The 18,546-nt window shown below is 63.1% G+C and carries 18 protein-coding genes; 12 read left to right on the top strand and 6 right to left on the bottom strand.

Features of this window, described 5'->3' with window-relative positions; all coding sequences use genetic code 11:
• The 3 genes from A2J01_RS03065 to A2J01_RS03055 form a co-directional block, all read right to left on the bottom strand.
• Positions 1–618: ABC transporter permease (locus tag A2J01_RS03065; RefSeq protein WP_156519145.1), on the bottom strand; the 618-nt coding region annotated here is incomplete at its 3' end.
• Entirely contained in the window at positions 615–1,574 is a 960-nt protein-coding gene (locus A2J01_RS03060) for an ABC transporter permease (protein ID WP_003945671.1), read from the bottom strand. The genes A2J01_RS03060 and A2J01_RS03065, both read right to left, overlap by 4 nt.
• Positions 1,575–1,617: 43 nt before the next feature.
• Positions 1,618–3,243: an ABC transporter substrate-binding protein gene (locus tag A2J01_RS03055; RefSeq protein WP_007734285.1), complete on the bottom strand. Its 1,626-nt coding sequence runs from the start codon at positions 3,241–3,243 to the stop codon at positions 1,618–1,620.
• Between the two features lie 274 nt (positions 3,244–3,517).
• On the opposite strand from A2J01_RS03055, the gene A2J01_RS03050 reads away from it, so the two are divergent.
• From A2J01_RS03050 to nagB, 9 genes are read left to right on the top strand one after another with little or no spacing between them, the layout of a single operon-like run.
• On the top strand, positions 3,518–4,576 hold the full coding sequence (locus A2J01_RS03050; protein WP_064111894.1) for a Gfo/Idh/MocA family protein: 1,059 nt from the start codon (positions 3,518–3,520) through the stop codon (positions 4,574–4,576).
• A complete protein-coding gene (locus A2J01_RS03045) occupies positions 4,573–5,568 on the top strand; it encodes a Gfo/Idh/MocA family protein (protein WP_058227628.1) in 996 nt (331 codons plus the stop codon). The genes A2J01_RS03050 and A2J01_RS03045 overlap by 4 nt, the downstream gene beginning before the upstream one ends.
• Positions 5,565–6,623 (top strand): Gfo/Idh/MocA family protein, encoded by a 1,059-nt coding sequence (locus tag A2J01_RS03040; protein WP_007734307.1) that lies wholly within the window; start codon positions 5,565–5,567, stop codon positions 6,621–6,623. The genes A2J01_RS03045 and A2J01_RS03040 overlap by 4 nt, the downstream gene beginning before the upstream one ends.
• 46 nt (positions 6,624–6,669) lie before the next feature.
• Positions 6,670–7,599: a dihydrodipicolinate synthase family protein gene (locus A2J01_RS03035; protein ID WP_007734313.1), complete on the top strand. Its 930-nt coding sequence runs from the start codon at positions 6,670–6,672 to the stop codon at positions 7,597–7,599.
• 1 nt (position 7,600) lies between these two features.
• On the top strand, positions 7,601–8,530 hold the full coding sequence (locus tag A2J01_RS03030; RefSeq protein ID WP_007734314.1) for an ROK family protein: 930 nt from the start codon (positions 7,601–7,603) through the stop codon (positions 8,528–8,530).
• Positions 8,527–9,234, top strand: coding sequence for an N-acetylmannosamine-6-phosphate 2-epimerase (locus A2J01_RS03025; RefSeq protein ID WP_063315004.1), 708 nt, complete (start codon positions 8,527–8,529; stop codon positions 9,232–9,234). Before A2J01_RS03030 ends, A2J01_RS03025 begins: the two co-directional genes overlap by 4 nt.
• The gene (locus A2J01_RS03020; RefSeq protein WP_042920430.1) at positions 9,231–9,923 is read left to right on the top strand and encodes an SGNH/GDSL hydrolase family protein; all 693 of its coding nucleotides are present in this window, start codon (positions 9,231–9,233) and stop codon (positions 9,921–9,923) included. The genes A2J01_RS03025 and A2J01_RS03020 overlap by 4 nt, the downstream gene beginning before the upstream one ends.
• Positions 9,920–11,104: an N-acetylglucosamine-6-phosphate deacetylase gene (locus A2J01_RS03015; RefSeq protein WP_042920428.1), complete on the top strand. Its 1,185-nt coding sequence runs from the start codon at positions 9,920–9,922 to the stop codon at positions 11,102–11,104. Before A2J01_RS03020 ends, A2J01_RS03015 begins: the two co-directional genes overlap by 4 nt.
• A gap of 11 nt (positions 11,105–11,115) precedes the next feature.
• Entirely contained in the window at positions 11,116–11,895 is a 780-nt protein-coding gene (gene nagB / locus A2J01_RS03010; RefSeq protein WP_064111892.1) for a glucosamine-6-phosphate deaminase, read from the top strand.
• 9 nt (positions 11,896–11,904) lie between these two features.
• Here nagB and A2J01_RS03005 read toward each other — a convergent pair whose 3' ends face one another.
• The 3 genes from A2J01_RS03005 to A2J01_RS02995 form a co-directional block, all read right to left on the bottom strand.
• The gene (locus A2J01_RS03005; protein WP_064111891.1) at positions 11,905–13,536 is read right to left on the bottom strand and encodes a long-chain-fatty-acid--CoA ligase; all 1,632 of its coding nucleotides are present in this window, start codon (positions 13,534–13,536) and stop codon (positions 11,905–11,907) included.
• Positions 13,537–13,597: 61 nt separating this feature from the next.
• Entirely contained in the window at positions 13,598–14,719 is a 1,122-nt protein-coding gene (locus tag A2J01_RS03000) for an acyl-CoA dehydrogenase family protein (RefSeq protein ID WP_064111888.1), read from the bottom strand.
• Between the two features lie 12 nt (positions 14,720–14,731).
• Complete coding sequence (locus A2J01_RS02995; protein WP_003945878.1) at positions 14,732–15,913, bottom strand: acyl-CoA dehydrogenase family protein; 1,182 nt, start codon at positions 15,911–15,913, stop codon at positions 14,732–14,734.
• A gap of 265 nt (positions 15,914–16,178) precedes the next feature.
• On the opposite strand from A2J01_RS02995, the gene A2J01_RS02990 reads away from it, so the two are divergent.
• From A2J01_RS02990 to A2J01_RS02980, 3 genes are all read left to right on the top strand, one after another.
• Positions 16,179–16,370, top strand: coding sequence for a ferredoxin (locus tag A2J01_RS02990; RefSeq protein ID WP_007734330.1), 192 nt, complete (start codon positions 16,179–16,181; stop codon positions 16,368–16,370).
• Positions 16,371–16,479: 109 nt separating this feature from the next.
• A complete protein-coding gene (locus A2J01_RS02985; protein WP_003945439.1) occupies positions 16,480–17,397 on the top strand; it encodes a 3-oxoacyl-ACP reductase in 918 nt (305 codons plus the stop codon).
• Between the two features lie 583 nt (positions 17,398–17,980).
• Positions 17,981–18,546: MlaE family ABC transporter permease (locus A2J01_RS02980; RefSeq protein ID WP_064111896.1), on the top strand; the 566-nt coding region annotated here is incomplete at its 3' end.

The raw sequence follows: 18,546 nt of genomic DNA, 5'->3' as shown, positions 1-18,546 counted from the left end.
GAAGACGAGAACGGGCGCAGCACAGTTGGCTACGACGTGCTTGACGACGATGTGTGAAGTTCTTGCGCCGATGACCTTTTCGGCCGCGACGTAGTCCTCACCGTACTGAGCGAGAACATTCGCGCGAACGACGCGAGCCACCATCGGTGTGTAGAGGAACGCGATAGTGACGATCAGAACTGGAATCGAACCACCGAAGGCTGCGACGAGTACGGCAGCGAGCGCGATGCCCGGGAACGCCATGACCACGTCGAGCACACGCATGATGGTCTCGTCGACGCCTTTTCGGCTCGTTGCGGCCACCGATCCGATGAGAGCGCCGGCGCACAGTGCGAGGAAGGTGGAACCGAGGCCGATGGTCAGCGACCAGCGTCCGCCGTAGAGCAAGCGGCTGAACAGATCTCGACCGAGACTGTCCTGCCCGAACCAGTGCTCGGCGCTGGGGCCCGCGGTACCCACCGCCTGTTCGAGCGGCGTGTACTGCGTGATCAGCGGCGCGAAGAGGCATGCGAGCACGATGATCGCGAGAACCGCCATCGACAGCCAGGCCGAGAGGGGGAAGCGAGAAAAGGTGATGCCGGGTCGCGAAAGCTTCTCGGTGAGTTTTCTTCTCATCATGCTGCGCTCCGAAGTCGTGGATTGACGAGCAGGTAGAGGATGTCGACGGCGAGGTTGACGACGACGAAGCCGACCGCGATGACGATGACAACACCCTGAACGACTGCGGGGTCACCGTTGGTGACGCCGTTGATCATGAGCTGACCCATGCCGGGCAGGCCGAAGATCTGCTCGATGACCACAGCGCCACCGAGGAGATAACCGACTCGTAGACCCAGGACGGTGAGCGGGTTGATCAGTGCGTTACGCAACACATTCCGTCCGATCACCACGTGATAGGGCAGGCCGCTGCCGATCGCGGTCCGGACGTAGTCTTTGTCCAACTCCTCGACCATCGACGTGCGGATGATGCGCGTGAGTTGTGCTGCGACGGGCAGTGACAGGGACAGCGCCGGGAGCGCCATGTACCAGAGCCAGTCACTGACGGAGTCGCTCGGATTGACGTAGCCACCGGTGGGGAACCATCCGAGTTGAACAGCCAGATACTGAATCATCAGCAGTGCCAACCAGAATGACGGTGCCGCCACACCACCGAGGGAGATCACTCGGATGACCTGATCCGGCCAACGATCGCGGAACAGTGCGCTGGTGACGCCGAAGATCAGCGAGAGCACGATGGCGATCACCAGTCCGAGAACCGTGAGCTGAATGGTCAGTGGCAGAGCGGTGGAGATCGAATCCAACACCGGGGTACCGGAAATCAGACTGTCACCCATGTTGCCGCTGACCAGATCGGTCACGAAGTGAACGTATTGCAGCGGAAGCGGATCGAGCAGTCCGTTCTCTTCCTTGAACTGCTGCAGCTGTTCCGCAGTCGGGTTGCCACCGTTGAACGCCGCGGTTGCGGGATCGGTGGGCGCGAACTGCATCACGATGAAGACGAACGCGATGATGCCGAGGATCAGGGGGATCAGTATCAGTAATCGCCTGATCAGCATGGGGAGGACTCTTGCCATCGGGGGATCTCTCAGTTGTGGGAAACGGCCGAGCGGGCGGGTATCAGGCCGGCTTCGCCTGAAGCAGGTTGACGCCGGGGTACGGCAGCGGAGTGACGTCGGCGATCTTCTTCGGATCCCACGCAGTCAGGAGTTCCTGATGGAGAACCGGGTAGTAGACAGCATTTTCGGCGATCTGGTTCAGGTACGACTGCACGAGGGTGCTGCGCTTTGCCGGGTCGGTCTCGCGGGTGGCTTCGTCCATGGTGGCGTAGATCTTCTGCGCTTCGGGGGTGTCGTCCCACTTGGCGTAGGTCTTCGTCCACAAGCCGCCCTTGCTGTACGTGTAGCGGACGAGAAGGTCGACGTCGCTGCCGAATGCCTGCGGGTTGGACGTACCGGCGGCGATCTGGAACTTCTGGCCGCTGTTGAGCTTGCTCACCATGGCGCTGGTGTCCTGCGGTTCGAGTGTCGTGTTGAATCCGACTGCGTCCCAAGACTCTTTGATGGTCGGCAAGCAGTCGGCCAACCAGCTGACGTTGGTGGAGAGCAGCGTCAGGTCGAGGCCACTGACACCGGCGGCAGCGAGGAGCGAGCGGGCCTTGTCCGGATCGTACGAGTAGACGGTGGACGCTCGCGCGTAGTCGGGGTTGCGCTCGTACAGGTAGCTCGTGGCCGGTGCTGCCTTGCCGCCGAGGGCGATCTCGATCATCTTCGGGGTGTTGATCGCATAGAACATCGCCTGGCGAACACGAACGTCGTCGAACGGTGCCTGAGTCGTGTCGAAGAGCAGGTACATGAGGTTCATGCCCGGGTTGCCCTCGACGGTGCGCCCACCGGAGGTCAGAGTGGGGACGTTGGCGACGGGGATGTTGTCGGCGAGTTGTGCACCGGCATTGTTGCCCGAGACGCGCGCGATGCGTGAGGAGGTGTCGACGATGGAGAGCCAGTTCATGGTCGCGAAGTTGGCCGGACGCGGCCCGTTGTACGCCTCGAAGGCCTCGAAAGCTGTGTTGCTCTTGGGGGTGTGGCTCTTGAGCTTGTACGGACCGGAACCGACGACCAGCGTTCCGGACTTGGCCTCGTCCCAGTGGCCGTCGAAGACGTGCTTGGGCATGATCTTGGCGATCGAGAGACGCTGTGCGGCAGCGCTGAACGGGTAGTTGAAGTTCAGGGTCACCGTTTGGTCGTCGACCTTGGTGACGGACTGCAGCCAGGAGGAGAAGAAGGAGCGGATCAGTACGTTCTGCTGTGGATCGAGGATGCGATCGAAGGTGAAGACGACGTCGTCCGAGGTGACCGGAGTGCCGTCGTGCCAGGTTGCTCCCTCGCGGATTTTCATGGTCCAGCTCGAGGCGGTGGCGTCGGTCGGGACGGCCTGTGCGAGCGCCGCATACGTCTCACCGGTGCCTGGATCGTTTTCGAGCAGTCCCTCGTAGACGTGGTTGACCGCTGCCATGAGGAAACCGGATGCAGTCTGCATCGGGTCGAAGCTCTGGTCGTTGCCGTATCCGATGGCGGTGGTCAGATCGCCGGTGCTCGCGGAACCGCCGACAACCGAGGTCGATGACGGCCCGCCGCCACACGCCGCGAGAGTCGCGGTGATACCTGCTGCAGCTCCCAGTAGCCCGGTGTACCGGAACAGGTCTCGGCGGGTGAACGCGGAGCTCAGCGGTCGTTCGTTCTTCAAGGCGGCCTCCAAGGCGGGGAGCGGGACATCAAGGGAGTGGATAGGGGATGTCCTATGTTCGACGTCCGATGTTGCGTAACTTACATTGTGGATCAGAAAGCGTCTAGAGAATCTTCGGAACTGGCGGCGCCGAACTTCGACGTTTTGCCGGTTTCGAGCCAAAAATAGTGCGCTCACCTGCATAGATGAAGACTGTGTTACCGACGTCGAATTGACGACCGATGACGCTGGCCGTATAACATAGGACATCCCTCATCCAATCTTTGGAGACTTCATGACCCGATACAAAGTCGGTGTGGTCGGTTGCGGATTCTTCGGTAGTTCCCTCGCTCGCGAGCTGGCTGCCCATCCACGTTTCGAACTGACGATGCTGTGCGACCGTGACTTCGAGCGGGCCAAGGACGTCGCCGCAGAGTTCTCGGCAACCCCGACAGACGATCACGACGCGGTGGCCGCTCACCCGGAGTTGGCCCTCGTTGTCGTCGCGACGCCCAATCACGCGCACGCCGAACCTGCCATCGCGGCGCTCGAACACGGCAAGGCAGTTTTTGTCGAGAAGCCGCTCGCCGTCGAACTGGTCGATGCGCAGAACATGATCGCGAGCGCCGACGCGAGCGGTTCGCCGTTGATGGTCGGGCACATCATGCGGATGATGCCGGGTGTACGACGTCTGGCGGACTTGCTGGCGTCGGGGGAGCTCGGCGAGGTCGCTGCGATCGAAACGTCTCGCTCACGCTGGATCGACACCGACGGCGCAGATCCACAGTGGTGGAAGCTCGACAAGAGCCGAACGGGTGGAGAACTGACTCACGAGATTCACGAACTGGACCTGATGTGCTGGCTCGGCGGCGAGGTGACTGCCGTGTCGAGCATCGCCACCGCGGACGACGGCTTCCGCAACACAGTGGTGTCGTTCGCCGGCGGCGCGATCGGCAGACACACTATCTCAACGCGTTCACACACTTCGTCGTGGCAGCTGACCGTCGATGCCATCGAAGGTTCGGTCCACGCGGACTTCCATACCGGCCGGGTCAGCCGACTGCGCGGGGGACAGGTCGTAGAGTCGTGGCCGATCTTCGACGTCGACGCCGAGAACCAATCGTTGATCGACGCTGCGAGCAGGACGCAGAAGTACAACTCGGGAAACGGAGGATCCTCGCTGTGGATGCAGGCTGCGATTCGTCACGAAATCGACGAGATGGCAGCAGTTCTCGACGGCAAGGCTGATCCCGACTCGCCGTTGACGTACGCACGTGAACGCGCACTCGTCGTCGCCGAACAGGTGCGACTCGGTGGCGGCGAACCGGCAGCGCTCTCGGGAAGTGCCAAGTGACGGTGCGTGTAGCCGTCATAGGTAGCGGCGGAATCGCGCGGGACCACGTCAGCGCCTTGGCGCGAATCCCGTCGGTCGAAGTCGCCTACGTATTCGGCAGTGACTTGGACCGGGCCGCATCGGTTGCGGCGTTGGCGCCGGGCGCGAAGGCCAGTACCGATCTGGCGAAGATTCTCGCCGACCCGAGCGTGCAGGCGGTCAACGTTGTCGGGGCCACTCCCGACCACGCACCCGTGACGATAGCCGCGGGCCGCGCGGGAAAGCATGTGCACGTGGAGAAGCCGGCCGCGCTGACAGTCGCGGACTTCGACGCGATGGTCGAGGCCACCGAAGGTAACGGCACCTCACTGATGGTCGGACAGACCGTACGATTCCAGCCGTCGATCACCTCGATCGGAAACTCGGTTGCACAAGGTGCCATCGGCGACCCCCGGTTGATCCATCTCAGTTGGTACACCGGCCATGTCTGGCCAGGGGGCTGGCGAGGCTGGCAACACGACAAGGATCGTTCGGGTGGTCACCCCGTTCACAACGGAACCCACGCACTCGATCTGGTGACGTGGCTGATCGGTCGTCGTCCGACCCGTGTGTTCGCTCGTAGTTTCCCCACCTTCGCGGCGGGGATGCCCGTGCACGACAGCTTCCATCTGACCGTTCGCTTCGAGGACGGATCGCTGGCTCTGATCGAATTGGCCTACGCGCTAACACAATCGGGAAAGATGGTGCGTCGGATCGTGGTGTCGGGGACTTCCGGCACGCTCGCGCACGACACCGGCGACGACCCGGGACTGATGACGGACACGACCAACGCGCCGCCGTCGTCGATCGAGGACGCGATGTCGCATCAGATGCGTCACTGGATCGCCACTCTCGACGGTTCCGCGAGCCCGATAGTCGAGAACTGGCAGGTGCGTGCAGCTCTCGCGACTGCCATCGCTGCCCAGCAATCGCTCGACACCGGCCGCGCTGTCTCGATCGGAGAAAACCAATGACCGGCACCGGTTCGATCCGCGTCGGATTTGTCAGCGGCGTCAGGCATGCCGGCTCCTATGCGGACCTGTTGCGATCCGATCCTCGAGTGAGCCTGGTCGGGGCCTCCGACGAATCCTCGGTCCCCGATTGGATTCGTGAGGACGGGATCGCGATGGCAAAGGCCGCAGACATCGAGTGGATCGACGAACTCGGCGAGTTGCTCGACCCCGAACGGATTGACCTGGCGATCATCTGCAGTGAGCCGACCAGGCATGCGCGGCTTGCGATTGCCGCATTGAACGCCGGACTCGACGTCCTGGTGGACAAGCCGGTGGGCGTCGACGAGGCGGAGGCCGCGGCGGTTCAGCAAGCCGCACGGTCGAACGGGCGAATCTGCACGGTGGTGAACCGCACTCATTCACCTGCGCTCCGGCGACTGCGCCGATGGATCGACGCCGGAAATCTCGGACTGCCGCGCCACGTCGACATCGAGTTCCTCGCAAGCGGAACACATTTCGCGACGTCTGTCGAGCGTCCCGAACTGGTGGTGGATCCCGCGCTTTCCGGCGGGGGAGAAGTAGTGAACTTCGCCGGTTACGCCGCCGACTACCTCCGATACCTCACCGGCCTGGACGTCACCGAGGTGTACGCCGAGACGAGCACACTCTACGGCGGGGCCCACCAGCAGTTCGGAGTCGAAGACACGGCGTTGATCTCGCTCGCCCTGGAAAACGGCGTCACCGCGACGGTGACCGTCGGAAGAATCCCCGCAGCACCGGGTTTCGGCGCGAATACCGCGACGGTTCGCGTCCTCGGATCCCACGGATACGCGAGTTCCGACGACGACAAACCCGCGGTGACCCACTTCGCGGCCTCGGGAGACGTGACCGCACTACCCATCGGCGGCTTCGGTTCGGACAACGCGGTGTCGAGCTTTCTCTCTCACGTGCTCGATCGACTTCCCACACGGACCGAACCCGACTACACCGTGGCAGACGCCCGCGCGTCGATGCGCGTGATCGATGCTGCCTATCTGTCCGCCTCGAGCGGTCAGCCGGTCTCCGTTTCTCCCTGACAGCCGCACCCACAACTCAATCCGACAACCAACATATGGAGACCCCATGAGCACGGAAACCACCACCTTCAGCGGAATCGTCCCGCCGATCGTCACACCACTGACGCTCGAGGGCGAGGTCGACACCACGTCGCTCGAACGCCTGCTCTCACTGCAGATCGAAGCCGGAGTCGACGGCTTGTTCGTCCTCGGTTCCTCGGGTGAGGTCGGTTACCTCACCGACGCTCAGCGCGCCCAGGTGGTGCAGACGGCCATCGGTCACGTCGGCGGCCAGGTACCGGTCCTCGTCGGAGTGAACGACATGACCACCAACCGGGTCATCGCCGTCGCCGAGCAGGCGCGCGAGGCGGGTGCGGATGCCATCGTCGCGACGGCGCCGTTCTACGCGATCACCGATGCAGCCGAGACGGCAACGCATTTCCGCTCCATCCACGCCGCAGTGGATCTTCCGTTGTTCGCCTACGACGTCCCGGTTCGTGTCCACAGCAAGCTCAGCCCGGCAATGCTGGTCGAGCTCGGACGCGAGGGAGTCATCGCCGGCGTGAAGGATTCGAGCGGCGACGACGTCAGTTTCCGTATGTTGCTCCGTCAGTCGGCCGGGCTCGAAAACTTCGCCGTCTTCACCGGGCACGAGGTAGTCGTCGACGGATGCCTGCTGATGGGTGCTTCGGGCGCAGTGCCCGGCCTGGCCAACGTGGACCCGCACGGCTACGTACGACTGTGGCGCGCTGCGCAGGCAGGAGACTGGGCCGCAGCGAAGGCCGAGCAGGATCGACTCACCGATCTGTTCTCCATCGTCGAGGCGCCGACACCGGGTCGCGTCAGTGCCGGTGCCGCGGGTCTGGGCGCGTTCAAGACGGCTCTGGCCCTGCGCGGCGTCATCACCGGCAACACGATGTGCGCGCCGATGCTCTCGCTCGACGAGTCCGAGACCGCAACGATCAAGGTCGTTCTGGAACAGGCCGGGCTCCTCTGACATGACATCTGGGCAGAAGCGATGGATCGGTATCGACATCGGCGGCACCAAAGTGGCTGCCGCGGTGGTGACGTCCGACGGAGACGTGATCGACACCGTTCGTGCGGCAACACCGACGGCGGGTAGGGAAGCCGTTCTCGGGACCGCTACCGCGTTGATCGACCGTCTGAGGGCGAATCACACGGTAGCCGGAATCGGAGTCGGTGCACCGGGAATCATCGATCGGGTGCGTGGCCGCGTCGTCTTCGCCTCCGACATTCTGTCTGGATGGAGTGGCGCCGAGGTTCGCGGAGAACTCGAGGCACACTCAGGCCTACCGGTGACGGTGGACAACGACGTGCGCGCGATGGCTCACGGCGAGAACATGATCGGCGCCGGTCGCGGTCGAACCTCTGCACTGTTCGTCTCGATCGGTACCGGAATCGGTGGCGCGTTGACCGTGGGCGGTCAGCTGTACCACGGTGCCCACGGAACAGCCGGCGAGCTCGCGCATCTGTTGGTTCCGGTCTCCGGGGCGATAGGTTGCGGTTGCGGCAGAACCGATCACCTCGAGGCAGTCGCGTCTGGCCCGGCGATGGCAGCCGAGTACGCAGCGCGGGCGGGTGTGCCCACTCAACCGTTACAGGCAGTGGTGGCGCTCATGCACTCGGGCGATCCGATCGCCCGTGCCGTGGTCTCCGACGCCGGTACTCTGCTGGGCCGCGTCCTGGCCGGCATCGCGACTGCATTCGATCCCGAGGTGATCGTCATCGGCGGCGGCGCAGCCCAGATCGGAGCCGACCTCCTGTCTCCGCTGACGTCCGCTTTCCGGGTGGAAGCGATGGGCCCCATTGCCGAAACCGCCATTCTTCCTGCTCGTTTGGGCACCGATGCGCCGCTCGTCGGCGCTGCGCTCCTGGCCGCCGCAACACGAATCGAGGTAACACCGTGACTGTCGAAGAATTGCTCACGATCATCAGCGGGAAGCTGATCGTGTCCTGTCAGGCCGGACACGGCCATGCCCTGCGCGACACCGGGACCATCGAGAGGATGGCCCGCGCTGCGGTCGACGGGGGAGCGGTGGCTATCCGCTGCGGCGGTGTGGGCGGAACCCCGGATGTCGCAGCAGTCGTGTCGGCAGTGAAGGTACCGGTGATCGGTTTGACGAAGATCGGCTCGGAGGGCGTGTTCATCACGCCGACAAGGGAATCAGCCCTCGAAGTCGTGGATTCGGGTGCGCAGATCGTGGCTGCCGACGCCACGCTGCGACCTCGTCCGGATGGGCTGACCTTTGCCGACACCGTCGACGCGGTCCATGATCGCGGCGGCCTCGTCATGGCCGACTGTGGAACACTCGAGGACGGCGTCGCTGCCGCCGCGGCGGGCGCCGACGTCATCTCCAGCACACTGGCGGGATACACCGAGAACAGCCGACGGCTGGCCGGCCCGGACCTGGAACTGATCTCGGAACTGCGGCAGGCACTTCCAGATGCAGTCCTCATTGCCGAGGGGCGATACCACAGCCCGGAGGATGCGGCACGCGCCATCGCCCTGGGTGCAGACTCGGTGGTTGTCGGAACCGCAATCACGGATCCGGCGTTCATCACGTCGAAATTTGCAGCCGCAGTATCGGGCGCCGAAAGGTCGAGGGTGTGACCCCGACGTCGAAGGCTTTGAAGTCCAGGACTGCTGAACGGATTCGACTGGAGACTTTGCTCGTAGACTCCTCGACGCCGATACGGTGGGTCTTCACCGGCGACAGCATCACTCAGGGATTGACGCACACCGACGGTCATCGAAGTTACGTCGAACACTGCGCCGAGCGCGTCCGTGGTGAACTTTCCTTGTTCAACCACGTCCTTGTCAACACCGGGGTGAGCGGCAATCGATCCTCCGATGTGCGTGCGGGTTTCGCACACCGCATCGAAGTGTTCGAACCCTCGGTGGTGTTGATCATGCTCGGTACGAATGACGCATTGGATGGCGAAGAAGGACTGGAGCGGTTTCGAGACGACCTCTCGGACATGATTTTCCGGACGCGAGCGATCGGTGCGGTGCCGATCCTGCAGACGCCGCCACCGATCGACGTCGAGAATGCGCCCACCAGAGCGGGATTGGTTCAGTACGTCGAGGTCGTGCGGCAGGTTGCCGCCTCGACGCGCGTTGTGTTCGTCGACCACTACGCGCAGTGGACGGCCCATTCTCCCGATGGTCCACCGCCGGCTCTCCTGGCTGACGCATTCCATCCGAACGAACAAGGGCACTACGTGCTCGCGGACGCCGTGCTCCGCGAGTTGTCGATCGCGGATACCGAAGTTCCCGTTGTACCGCAGGTGATGTCGTGATACTTCGTGGACAAATTCTGCGTGGACAATTGGTGACCGGTGGTCGATTGCTCTCGGACGGGATTGTCGAGATCTCCGGTGATCGTGTGGTGTGGGCAGGACCCGCGTCGCAGCGAACCGACCCGTTACCCGAACGGGCAGCTGCGGGTACAACGATCATCCCGGGGTTGGTGGACGTTCACTGCCACGGCGCCGGCGGATTCGGTTTCCCCGAGGCAGACGAGTTCGGATCCACCGTGGCTGCCGATCACCACCGGACGAACGGCACGACCTCGGTGATCGGCTCGCTCGTCTCCGCGCCGCCGCAGATCCTGCGCAGTCGCATCGAGCTCCTGGCAGGACTGGTGGACGAGGGTACGCTGGCCGGAATTCACCTGGAAGGTCCATTCCTGTCGGTACTCCGTTGTGGCGCCCAGGATCCCGACAGCATTCTCGACGGCGACCCGGCTCTGCTCGAGTCGCTGCTCGAAGCCGGCCGCGGGCACATCCGCTCGATGACGATCGCTCCGGAGACAGCACACTTCGGCGAACTTGCCTCATTGCTGGAGCGTCACGGTGCCGTCGTGAGTATCGGACACACCGATGCGTCCAACCCGATTGCGACACGTTCGATCGCACACTCGGCGCATGCACCGCTCAGTGCCACTCACCTGTTCAACGGTATGGCTCCGATGCATCACCGTGCTCCCGGCGCAGTGGCGGCATGTCTTGCCGCGGCTGCGAAAGGACAGATGGTGGTCGAGTTGGTCGGGGACGGAGTACATCTCGCCGACGAGACGGTGGCGACGGTGTTCGATCTTGTCGGTCCGCATCAGATCGCGTTGGTCTCCGACGCGATGGCTGCCGCCGGAATGCCCGACGGCCGTTACCCACTCGGGCCTCTCGACGTAGACGTGATCGATGGCGTGGCGCGATTGGCCGGCCAGGGGGAAACGGCCATTGCCGGCGGGACGAGTCGGTTGATGGACATAGTCCGCCGGGCTGTCAATCACGCCGGCGTCGATCTGCTTTCGGCTGTCATCGCAGCGACGGCAACGCCTGCTTCGCTGATGGGGCTGGCCGGAATGGTCGGCGATCTCGTGCCGGGTTGCCGCGCCGATCTGATCGTCACCGGTCCAGAACTCGAAACCCGCGCCGTCATGGCCGCTGGGAACTGGCTCATGAACTACACCGAAAGCTGAGGAATCAACCGATGGAAATTGTCATTGTCGACAGTGCGGAGGCGGCCGGCACCGTTGTTGCCGACATCTTCGAACACGCGGTGCATTCAGGTGCACGGACTTTGGGCCTGGCGACAGGATCTTCACCGCTCTCGGTGTACCGCGAACTCGCGCGCCGTCACCGCGAGGAAGGGTTGAGTTTTGCCGGCGGGCAGGCGTTCCTGTTGGACGAATACGTCGGCCTGCCGGAAGGCCACCCTGAGTCGTATGCCCAGGTGATCCGAACGGAGCTGGTGAATCACCTGGACCTGGACGCGGCAAGGGTATTCAGCCCCGACGGAACCGCGTCGGATCCATTTGCCGCCGCGGCAGCCTACGACCGGGCGATTGCGTCGAATGGTCCGGTGGACGTACAACTTCTGGGCATCGGCGGCAACGGTCACATCGGTTTCAACGAACCGACGTCCTCGCTGAATTCGAGGACCCGGGTCAAGACGCTGACGGAACAGACTCGAACCGACAACGCCCGATTCTTCGAGAGTCCGGACGACGTACCACGGCACGTGATCACCCAGGGCCTCGGAACTATCTGCGAAGCAAAGCATCTGGTGATGATCGCGACCGGCGAGCACAAGGCCGCTGCGATTGCCGCTGCCGTCGAGGGGCCGCTGGCCGCGGTGTGCCCGGCATCGGTCCTCCAACTGCATCCACACGCGACGGTGGTGATCGACGATGCAGCGGCATCACAGCTTCGGCTCACCGAGTTCTACAAAACGGTGTCGGCGCACAAACCGCTTGCTCAGCACTACTGAGATATCGGGCTAGACGGGCTCTCGCGTCTTCTCGAGGCCGAGTGCCATTTCGGGAGTGAGTAATTGGAAGTCGGATTCTCCACGCCGTCGGATCCACACCGGATCGGAGGTGTTCCAGCGTTCGGCGCTCTGCGTTCGAGTGACCACCTTGAACGTCGCCGTTCTCGGGAACTCACTGCACACTCGGATCAAGGTCGGCTTCTGCTTCGGCCCGAGTTCCGGCCGGGAATCGATGTATTCGGCTACGGCTGCCGGGTCGAAGTTGTCGACATCGCCGACCGGAATCACCGACGCCATGACGCGGTCGCCGACGTCGCTGTCGGGGACTGCGTACACGGACACCTGCGCGAAGCCCGGGTAACCGACCAGGGAGCGTTCGATGGGTGCGGCACCGATGTTCTCGCCGTCCACTCGCAGCCAACCGGAACTGCGTCCCGCGAAGTAGACGTAACCGTCGACGTCGGTGTACGCCAGATCGCCACTCCAGTACTGGCCGTTGCGCATTCGCTCGGCGTCGGCTTCCGGGTTCTTGTAGTACCCGGCGAACGTGCCTGGGCCGGTGACATTGACCAGTTCACCAGTTGCCTGGTCGGCGTTGGTGATCCGGCCGTCGGCATCGAAGACTGCAGGCGGGCATGGCGCTCCGGTCTCGGGATCGAGGATCTTGACGCCGTCCGGGAGCAGTCCGAGGGCGCCGGGCCGGGGAACCGGTGCCGCGGAGATCGAAATGCCGCCCTCGGTGGAACCGAACCCGTCGATGACGCGAGCGTCGAAGCGCCGGACGAAGGTGGCGACGGCGGGCGCCGAACCCTCGTTGCCGTACATGATCTTCAAGGTGTTGTCCCGCTCGTTCGGCACCTCGGGGGTGGAAGCGATGAAGGACAACGGCTTTCCGACGTAGTTGGAGTACGTGATTCCGTACTTGTGAACGTCGGGTAGAAAACCCGAAGCGGAGAACTTGCGTCGCATGGCAATTCCCGCACGAGCGTGCAGCGCGACCGTCCACGCCGCCATCATCGCGTTGGAATGGAACATGGGCATCGCCATGTAGACGACGTCGTCGGCGCCGAGCCCGAAACGATCGGCAAGCATGACCCCGGGAGAGGCCAACTTGTGGTGCGTGCACCGAACCGCTTTGGGATCACCGCTGGTTCCGGAAGTGAAGATGAGCATCAACAGATCGTCGGGCTGCGCCGTCGACGCGTAGGCCGGCGTATCGGCGAAGGGCGCCAACAATTCCGCCCAGGCCGGAGAATCCACGTTGATCACCCGGACGTCGCCGAGATCGATGTCGTCGAGTAGATGTGCCTGGTTGTTCTCGGTGAAGATGACCTGGCAGTCGGAGAGCGCAATGTCTCGCGCCAATGCCGGGCCGCGCCTGGTCGTGTTCAGCCCGGCGGCGACCGAACCCGAGAACGATGCCGCTCCGAGCAGCAACGAGAACTCGGGGACGTTCTCCATCAGAAGTCCGAAATGCCTGGGGCGCGTTCGATCGAGCAGCGTGTCCAGCAGCGCTGCTCGATCGAACGAGCCTTGAATGTGCTCGCGCCAGGTGATGACCTGGTCCTCGAAACGGATACCGCGGTCGTCGATCTCGCTGACTCCGAGGAGTAGATCGGAAACAGTGGGGCTCTGACTCATAGCTGCATCATCATCGATTCGTCTCGGACCAGGTCATGGATTTCCACTCGGTGGGACGCACTCAGGCAGGAACTGCGGCAAGTTCCTTGCCCAGTGCGCGAAGCTGATCTGTTGCGTTGCCGAGCAGGAACTCGTGATGCTTGGCCGCGAGGAAGTAGCGGTGAACCGGATGGTCCTCGTCCAGACCGACACCGCCGTGAACGTGAACAGCTGTGTGCCCGACGCGGTGTCCCGCATCTGCAGCCCAGAACTTGGCCGTCTGTACGGCCCCGTCGGACGGAAGTCCTTCGCTCAGACGCCACGCTGCGGCCCAGAGAGTCAGGCGCACGCCCTTGACATCGATGTATCCGTCGGCGAGGCGCTGGGCCACTGCCTGGAAACTACCGATCGGACGGCCGAACTGCACACGCTCGGTGGCGTATTCGGCGGTCAGCTTCAGCGCTTGATCGAGCACCCCGTACTGGTAGGCGCTGGAACCGAGCTGAATTCGTTCGACGATCCATGCCGCGATGTCGGATCCTTGGGCAACCGAGCCGAGAACACGATCGGCCGGGATCTGCACCGAATCGAACTCGACCAGGGCCGCACTCGAGAAATCCGTGGTCGATTGCCTGGTAATGCTCACGCCCGCGTCCGACGGTTCGACGAGGAAGACCGCGACACCGTCCTCGGTGATGGCGGGGACGAGGAACAGATCTGCGAGCGGAGCACTGTCGACGGTGATCTTTGCTCCGTCGATGCGCCAACCGTCGGCGGTCTTCTCGGCACGCGTGATCGGGTGCGCCGGGTCGTCGTTGTATTCCTCGGCGAGGGCCGCGGTGAGTATCTTCTCACCGGCAGCGGCAGCGCTCGCCCATTCGTCTCGCTGTTGGTCCGAGCCGAATTCGGCTATCGCTGCGGCGGACCCGACGATGGACGTCAGGAACGGAACAGCTGCGACGCCGCGGCCGAGTTCGGCCAGGATGCTGCACTGCTCGAGGACACCGAATCCGTCGCCGCCCACCGATTCCGGAAGAGCCGCGCCGAGAACGCCGGCCGAGGCCAGAGCATTCCACAAGAGGGCGTCGAAACGGTCTTCGGCGGCGTCGAGTTCACGAAGGCGGTCGTTGGTGACCAGTTCGGCGACGACGGATCGTGTCAGTCCGGACAGGTCCTGCTGGGCCTCGGTAAGGGTGAATTCCATGATCGTTGGTCCTTATCGCTTCGATGCGGGAAGCCGCAGAGCTGTCATTCCGATGATGTCGCGTTGCACTTCGTTGGTACCGCCGCCGAACGTCAGGATCAGCGAAGAACGATGCATGCGTTCGATGCGTCCACGCAGAAGAGCGCCGGGGGAGTTCTGCCTGATCGTGGCGGAGGATCCGAGGATCTCCATCAGCAAGCGGTAAGCCTCGGTGGCGAATTCGGTACCGAACACCTTGTTGGCCGACGCCGCTTCGGGGCCGGGAGCGTGATCGGTTGCGGAGGCGATTTCCCAGTTCATCAACTTCAGGTACTCGGCCTTGGCATGCACGCGAGCCAGATTGATCTGCACCCATTCCTGGTCGATCATGCGTCGGCCGTCGGGCAGCTTGGTGTTCTGTGCCCACTCGCGGACCTCACGCTGCGCGGTCAGAATCGGTCCGGCCGAGGTGAGGGCAACACGCTCGTGGTTGAGCTGATTGGTGATCAGTGCCCAGCCGCCGTGTTCCTGGCCGACTATCGACGACGCCGGGACCCGTACGTCCTGGTAGTAAGTGGCGCTGGTGTCGGGGCCGGCCATGGTGTGAACCGGGGTGTAGGAGAAGCCTTCTGCGGTGGTCGGGACGATCAGCATGCTGATTCCCTTGTGCTTCTTGGCTTCCGGATCGGTGCGGCACGCCAACCACACGTAGTCGGCGTACTGGATCAGGCTCGTCCACATCTTCTGCCCGTTGATGACGTAATCGTCACCGTCACGGACGGCCGACGTGCGCAGAGACGCCAGGTCGGTGCCGGCCTCGGGCTCGGAGTAACCGATCGCGAAGTGGAGCTCACCGCGGGAGATCTTGGGCAGGAAGAAGGCCTTCTGCTCGTCCGTCCCGAAATGCATGATTGTCGGCGCTACGGAATTGATCGTCAGGAACGGCACGGGCGCACCGGCAATGGCAGCTTCGTCGGTGAAGATCAGCTGGTCCATCGCGGAGCGTTCCTGTCCGCCGTACTCTTTCGGCCAACCCAGCGTGAGCCAGCCGTCCTGGCCCATCTGCGCGACGACTTCGCGGTACACATTGCCTTCGCCGTACTCACCCGTCGTGGCGGCGAGCGCTTCACGCCGCTCGGGAGTCATCAGTTGTGCGAAGTAGGCACGCAACTCCTCCTGGAGCTGTTGCTGCTCAGGGGTGTAGGTGATGTGCATGGTTACCTCTCCATAGAGATACGAATCAAAGCGTCAACCATTCGATTGACACAGGTTCTATCGATGCGTACATCGGCGACAAGGGGCGCCCTCGCCGTCGCCGGCGGATCGTTCGACGTCCGTTCTCGGTACTTTTTCGAATCATTGCACACGACTGAAACAGGTTCTAGTGTTATCGCCAGGAACGGTGTGCGGCACAGCCCTGCGGCACTCGTTTCGTATCCGTGTTCGTGTGAGCAGTTGTGAGTAGAGAAGAGGAATCGCCATGGAGGTCAGGGTTGATCTGGACCGTTGCGAGGCAAACGGTGTGTGCGTCGGGATCGCGCCCGATATTTTCGACCTCGACGACAACGAGGAGCTCGTGATCAGTTCTGTGCGCCCACCGGAGGATCGCTGGGAGGATGTCCGTTCCGCGATCGCTCAGTGCCCGCGCGCGGCACTGACCGAACATCCATGACGATGGTTGCCCAAAACAAGAACACGTTCTAAAGTTGCGAACTCGTGGGTCACGGCAATCGAGCCGGGTAACTCGACACACGACCGCAGAGAACCGGGAGAGCGCTTCGATGAATGCTGTGAACAGCCCAGAAACCAGTCTCGAAGGCAAGGTCGCCATCGTGACCGGTGCCGGATCGGGGCTTGGAAAGTTCGAGGCCATCGGTCTGGCGAAGGCCGGTGCTTCGTTGGTCGTCAACGATCTGGCCCCGAACGAGGCCGTCGAAGCGACGCTCGAGGAAATCCGTGGTCTCGGTGCCAAGGTCGAATTCGTGGCAGGCAACGTCGGTGAGCGTTCTACTGCCGACGCACTGATGGAAGCAGCGCAGGGTCAGTTCGGCAGTGTCGACATCGTCGTCAACAATGCAGGGGTCGTACGCGACCGGATGCTGTTCAACATGTCCGACGAAGACTGGGATCTCGTACTCGAAGTGCACCTTCGCGGCCATTTCCTCTTGTGCCGCAACGCCGCTGCCTACTGGCGGGCGAAATCCAAGGAAGCCGGGGCGCCGGTGTACGGGCGCATCGTCAACACTTCTTCGGAGGCGGGTCTCCTCGGACCGGAAGGGCAGCCCAACTACGGCGCTGCAAAAGCCGGAATCACGGCGCTGACGTTGTCGGCCGCACGTGGGCTCTCGCGCTACGGCGTACGGGCCAACGCGATCTGCCCGCGGGCACGGACGTCGATGACCGAAGGCGTGTTCGGCGACGCGCCGGCCGACGGCATGGATCCGCTCTCGCCCGAGCACGTGGCTTCGCTCGTCTCGTACCTGGCATCACCAGCGGCCGACGCCGTCAACGGTCAGGTATTCGTGGTGTACGGACCGATGGTTGCGCTGATGGCGGCGCCCGTCGTCGAGCAGAGGTTCGATGCAGAGGGAGATTCCTGGTCGCCGGAAACGCTGTCCGCAGTGATGGGTGACTACTTCGCAGGCCGTGACCCGGCAAAGATGTTCTCGGCATCGGCGGCCTTGAGGGCGCTGGGCTGAACGGTGCGCAGGGCGCCGGGCTGAATGATGCGCAGGGCGCTGGGCTGAACGGTGCGCAGGGCGCCGGGCTGAATGATGCGCAGGGCGCTGGGCTGACCAGTGCTCGCGACACGTAGAACCGTTGTTCACACTCAGACGGTCTGCGTGTCCACTTCCTGGTAGAAATAGCGTGTTCACGAGTCGGTGGGCGCGGCAGTTTGCCTGCGTTCCGTAACGAGACCAATGGTCTCGAAAAAACTGGACTGTGTTCCAATTTTGCATTCCTGCGAACGATGCGATATTCGATCGGCGTGCCCAGTCAAGGCTCTCGCATGGCTGAATCTCGAACCTGGCGCCGAAAGGCGCCGATCATTCAAAAGTATTAATTTCCAGGATATTTCGGCGAAAATCGCATCGAAAAGGGATGCTTCCCATGTCTCCGATCTTCCGGTTTCGGATCGGCGCCGTGAGGCTACTCCTTAGAGTTGGACACTTGTTTTTGACAGGTGAACACGTTCTAGTTAATATGACCTGAGTCACAAGCTGTCGGGGGCTGGACTATGAGAACAGACAGTACTGCGGCAACCAAGGACGAGGAGGGCGAATGGTAGACCTCGTCGAGGTGCCATTACGAGCGGTCGGTGGCTTCTTTCAGATGTCCGCCCAAACCTTGAGGGCAGTCTTCTCCCGACCTTTCCAGCGGCAAGAGTTCATCGATCAGGCCTGGTTCGTGGCCCGAGTCTCGATGGTGCCGACGGTGCTGGTCGCAATCCCGTTCACGGTGCTGGTCAGCTTCACCATCAACATTCTCTTGCGCGAGATCGGTGCAGCCGACCTCAGTGGTGCCGGAGCTGCCCTCGGCACCGTCACGCAGGTCGGCCCCATCGTCACCGTGCTGATCGTCGCCGGCGCCGGCGCAACCGCCATCTGCGCGGATCTTTCGGCCCGAACCATCCGCGAAGAGATCGACGCCATGAAGGTGCTCGGGATCAATCCCATCCACCGGTTGGTCGTTCCCCGAGTGCTCGCGTCGACAGGTGTGGCGCTGCTCCTCAACGGACTGGTCTGCACCATCGGCATCCTCGGCGGTTTCGTCTTCTCCGTGTTCATCCAGGACGTGAACCCCGGCGCCTTCGTCAACGGCATCACACTGCTCACCGGATTCGGTGA

This window comes from Rhodococcus sp. EPR-134 (assembly GCF_001647205.1).
Taxonomy (GTDB): Bacteria; Actinomycetota; Actinomycetes; order Mycobacteriales; family Mycobacteriaceae; genus Rhodococcus_F; species Rhodococcus_F qingshengii.
This window is presented reverse-complemented; position numbering and strand designations above follow the sequence as displayed.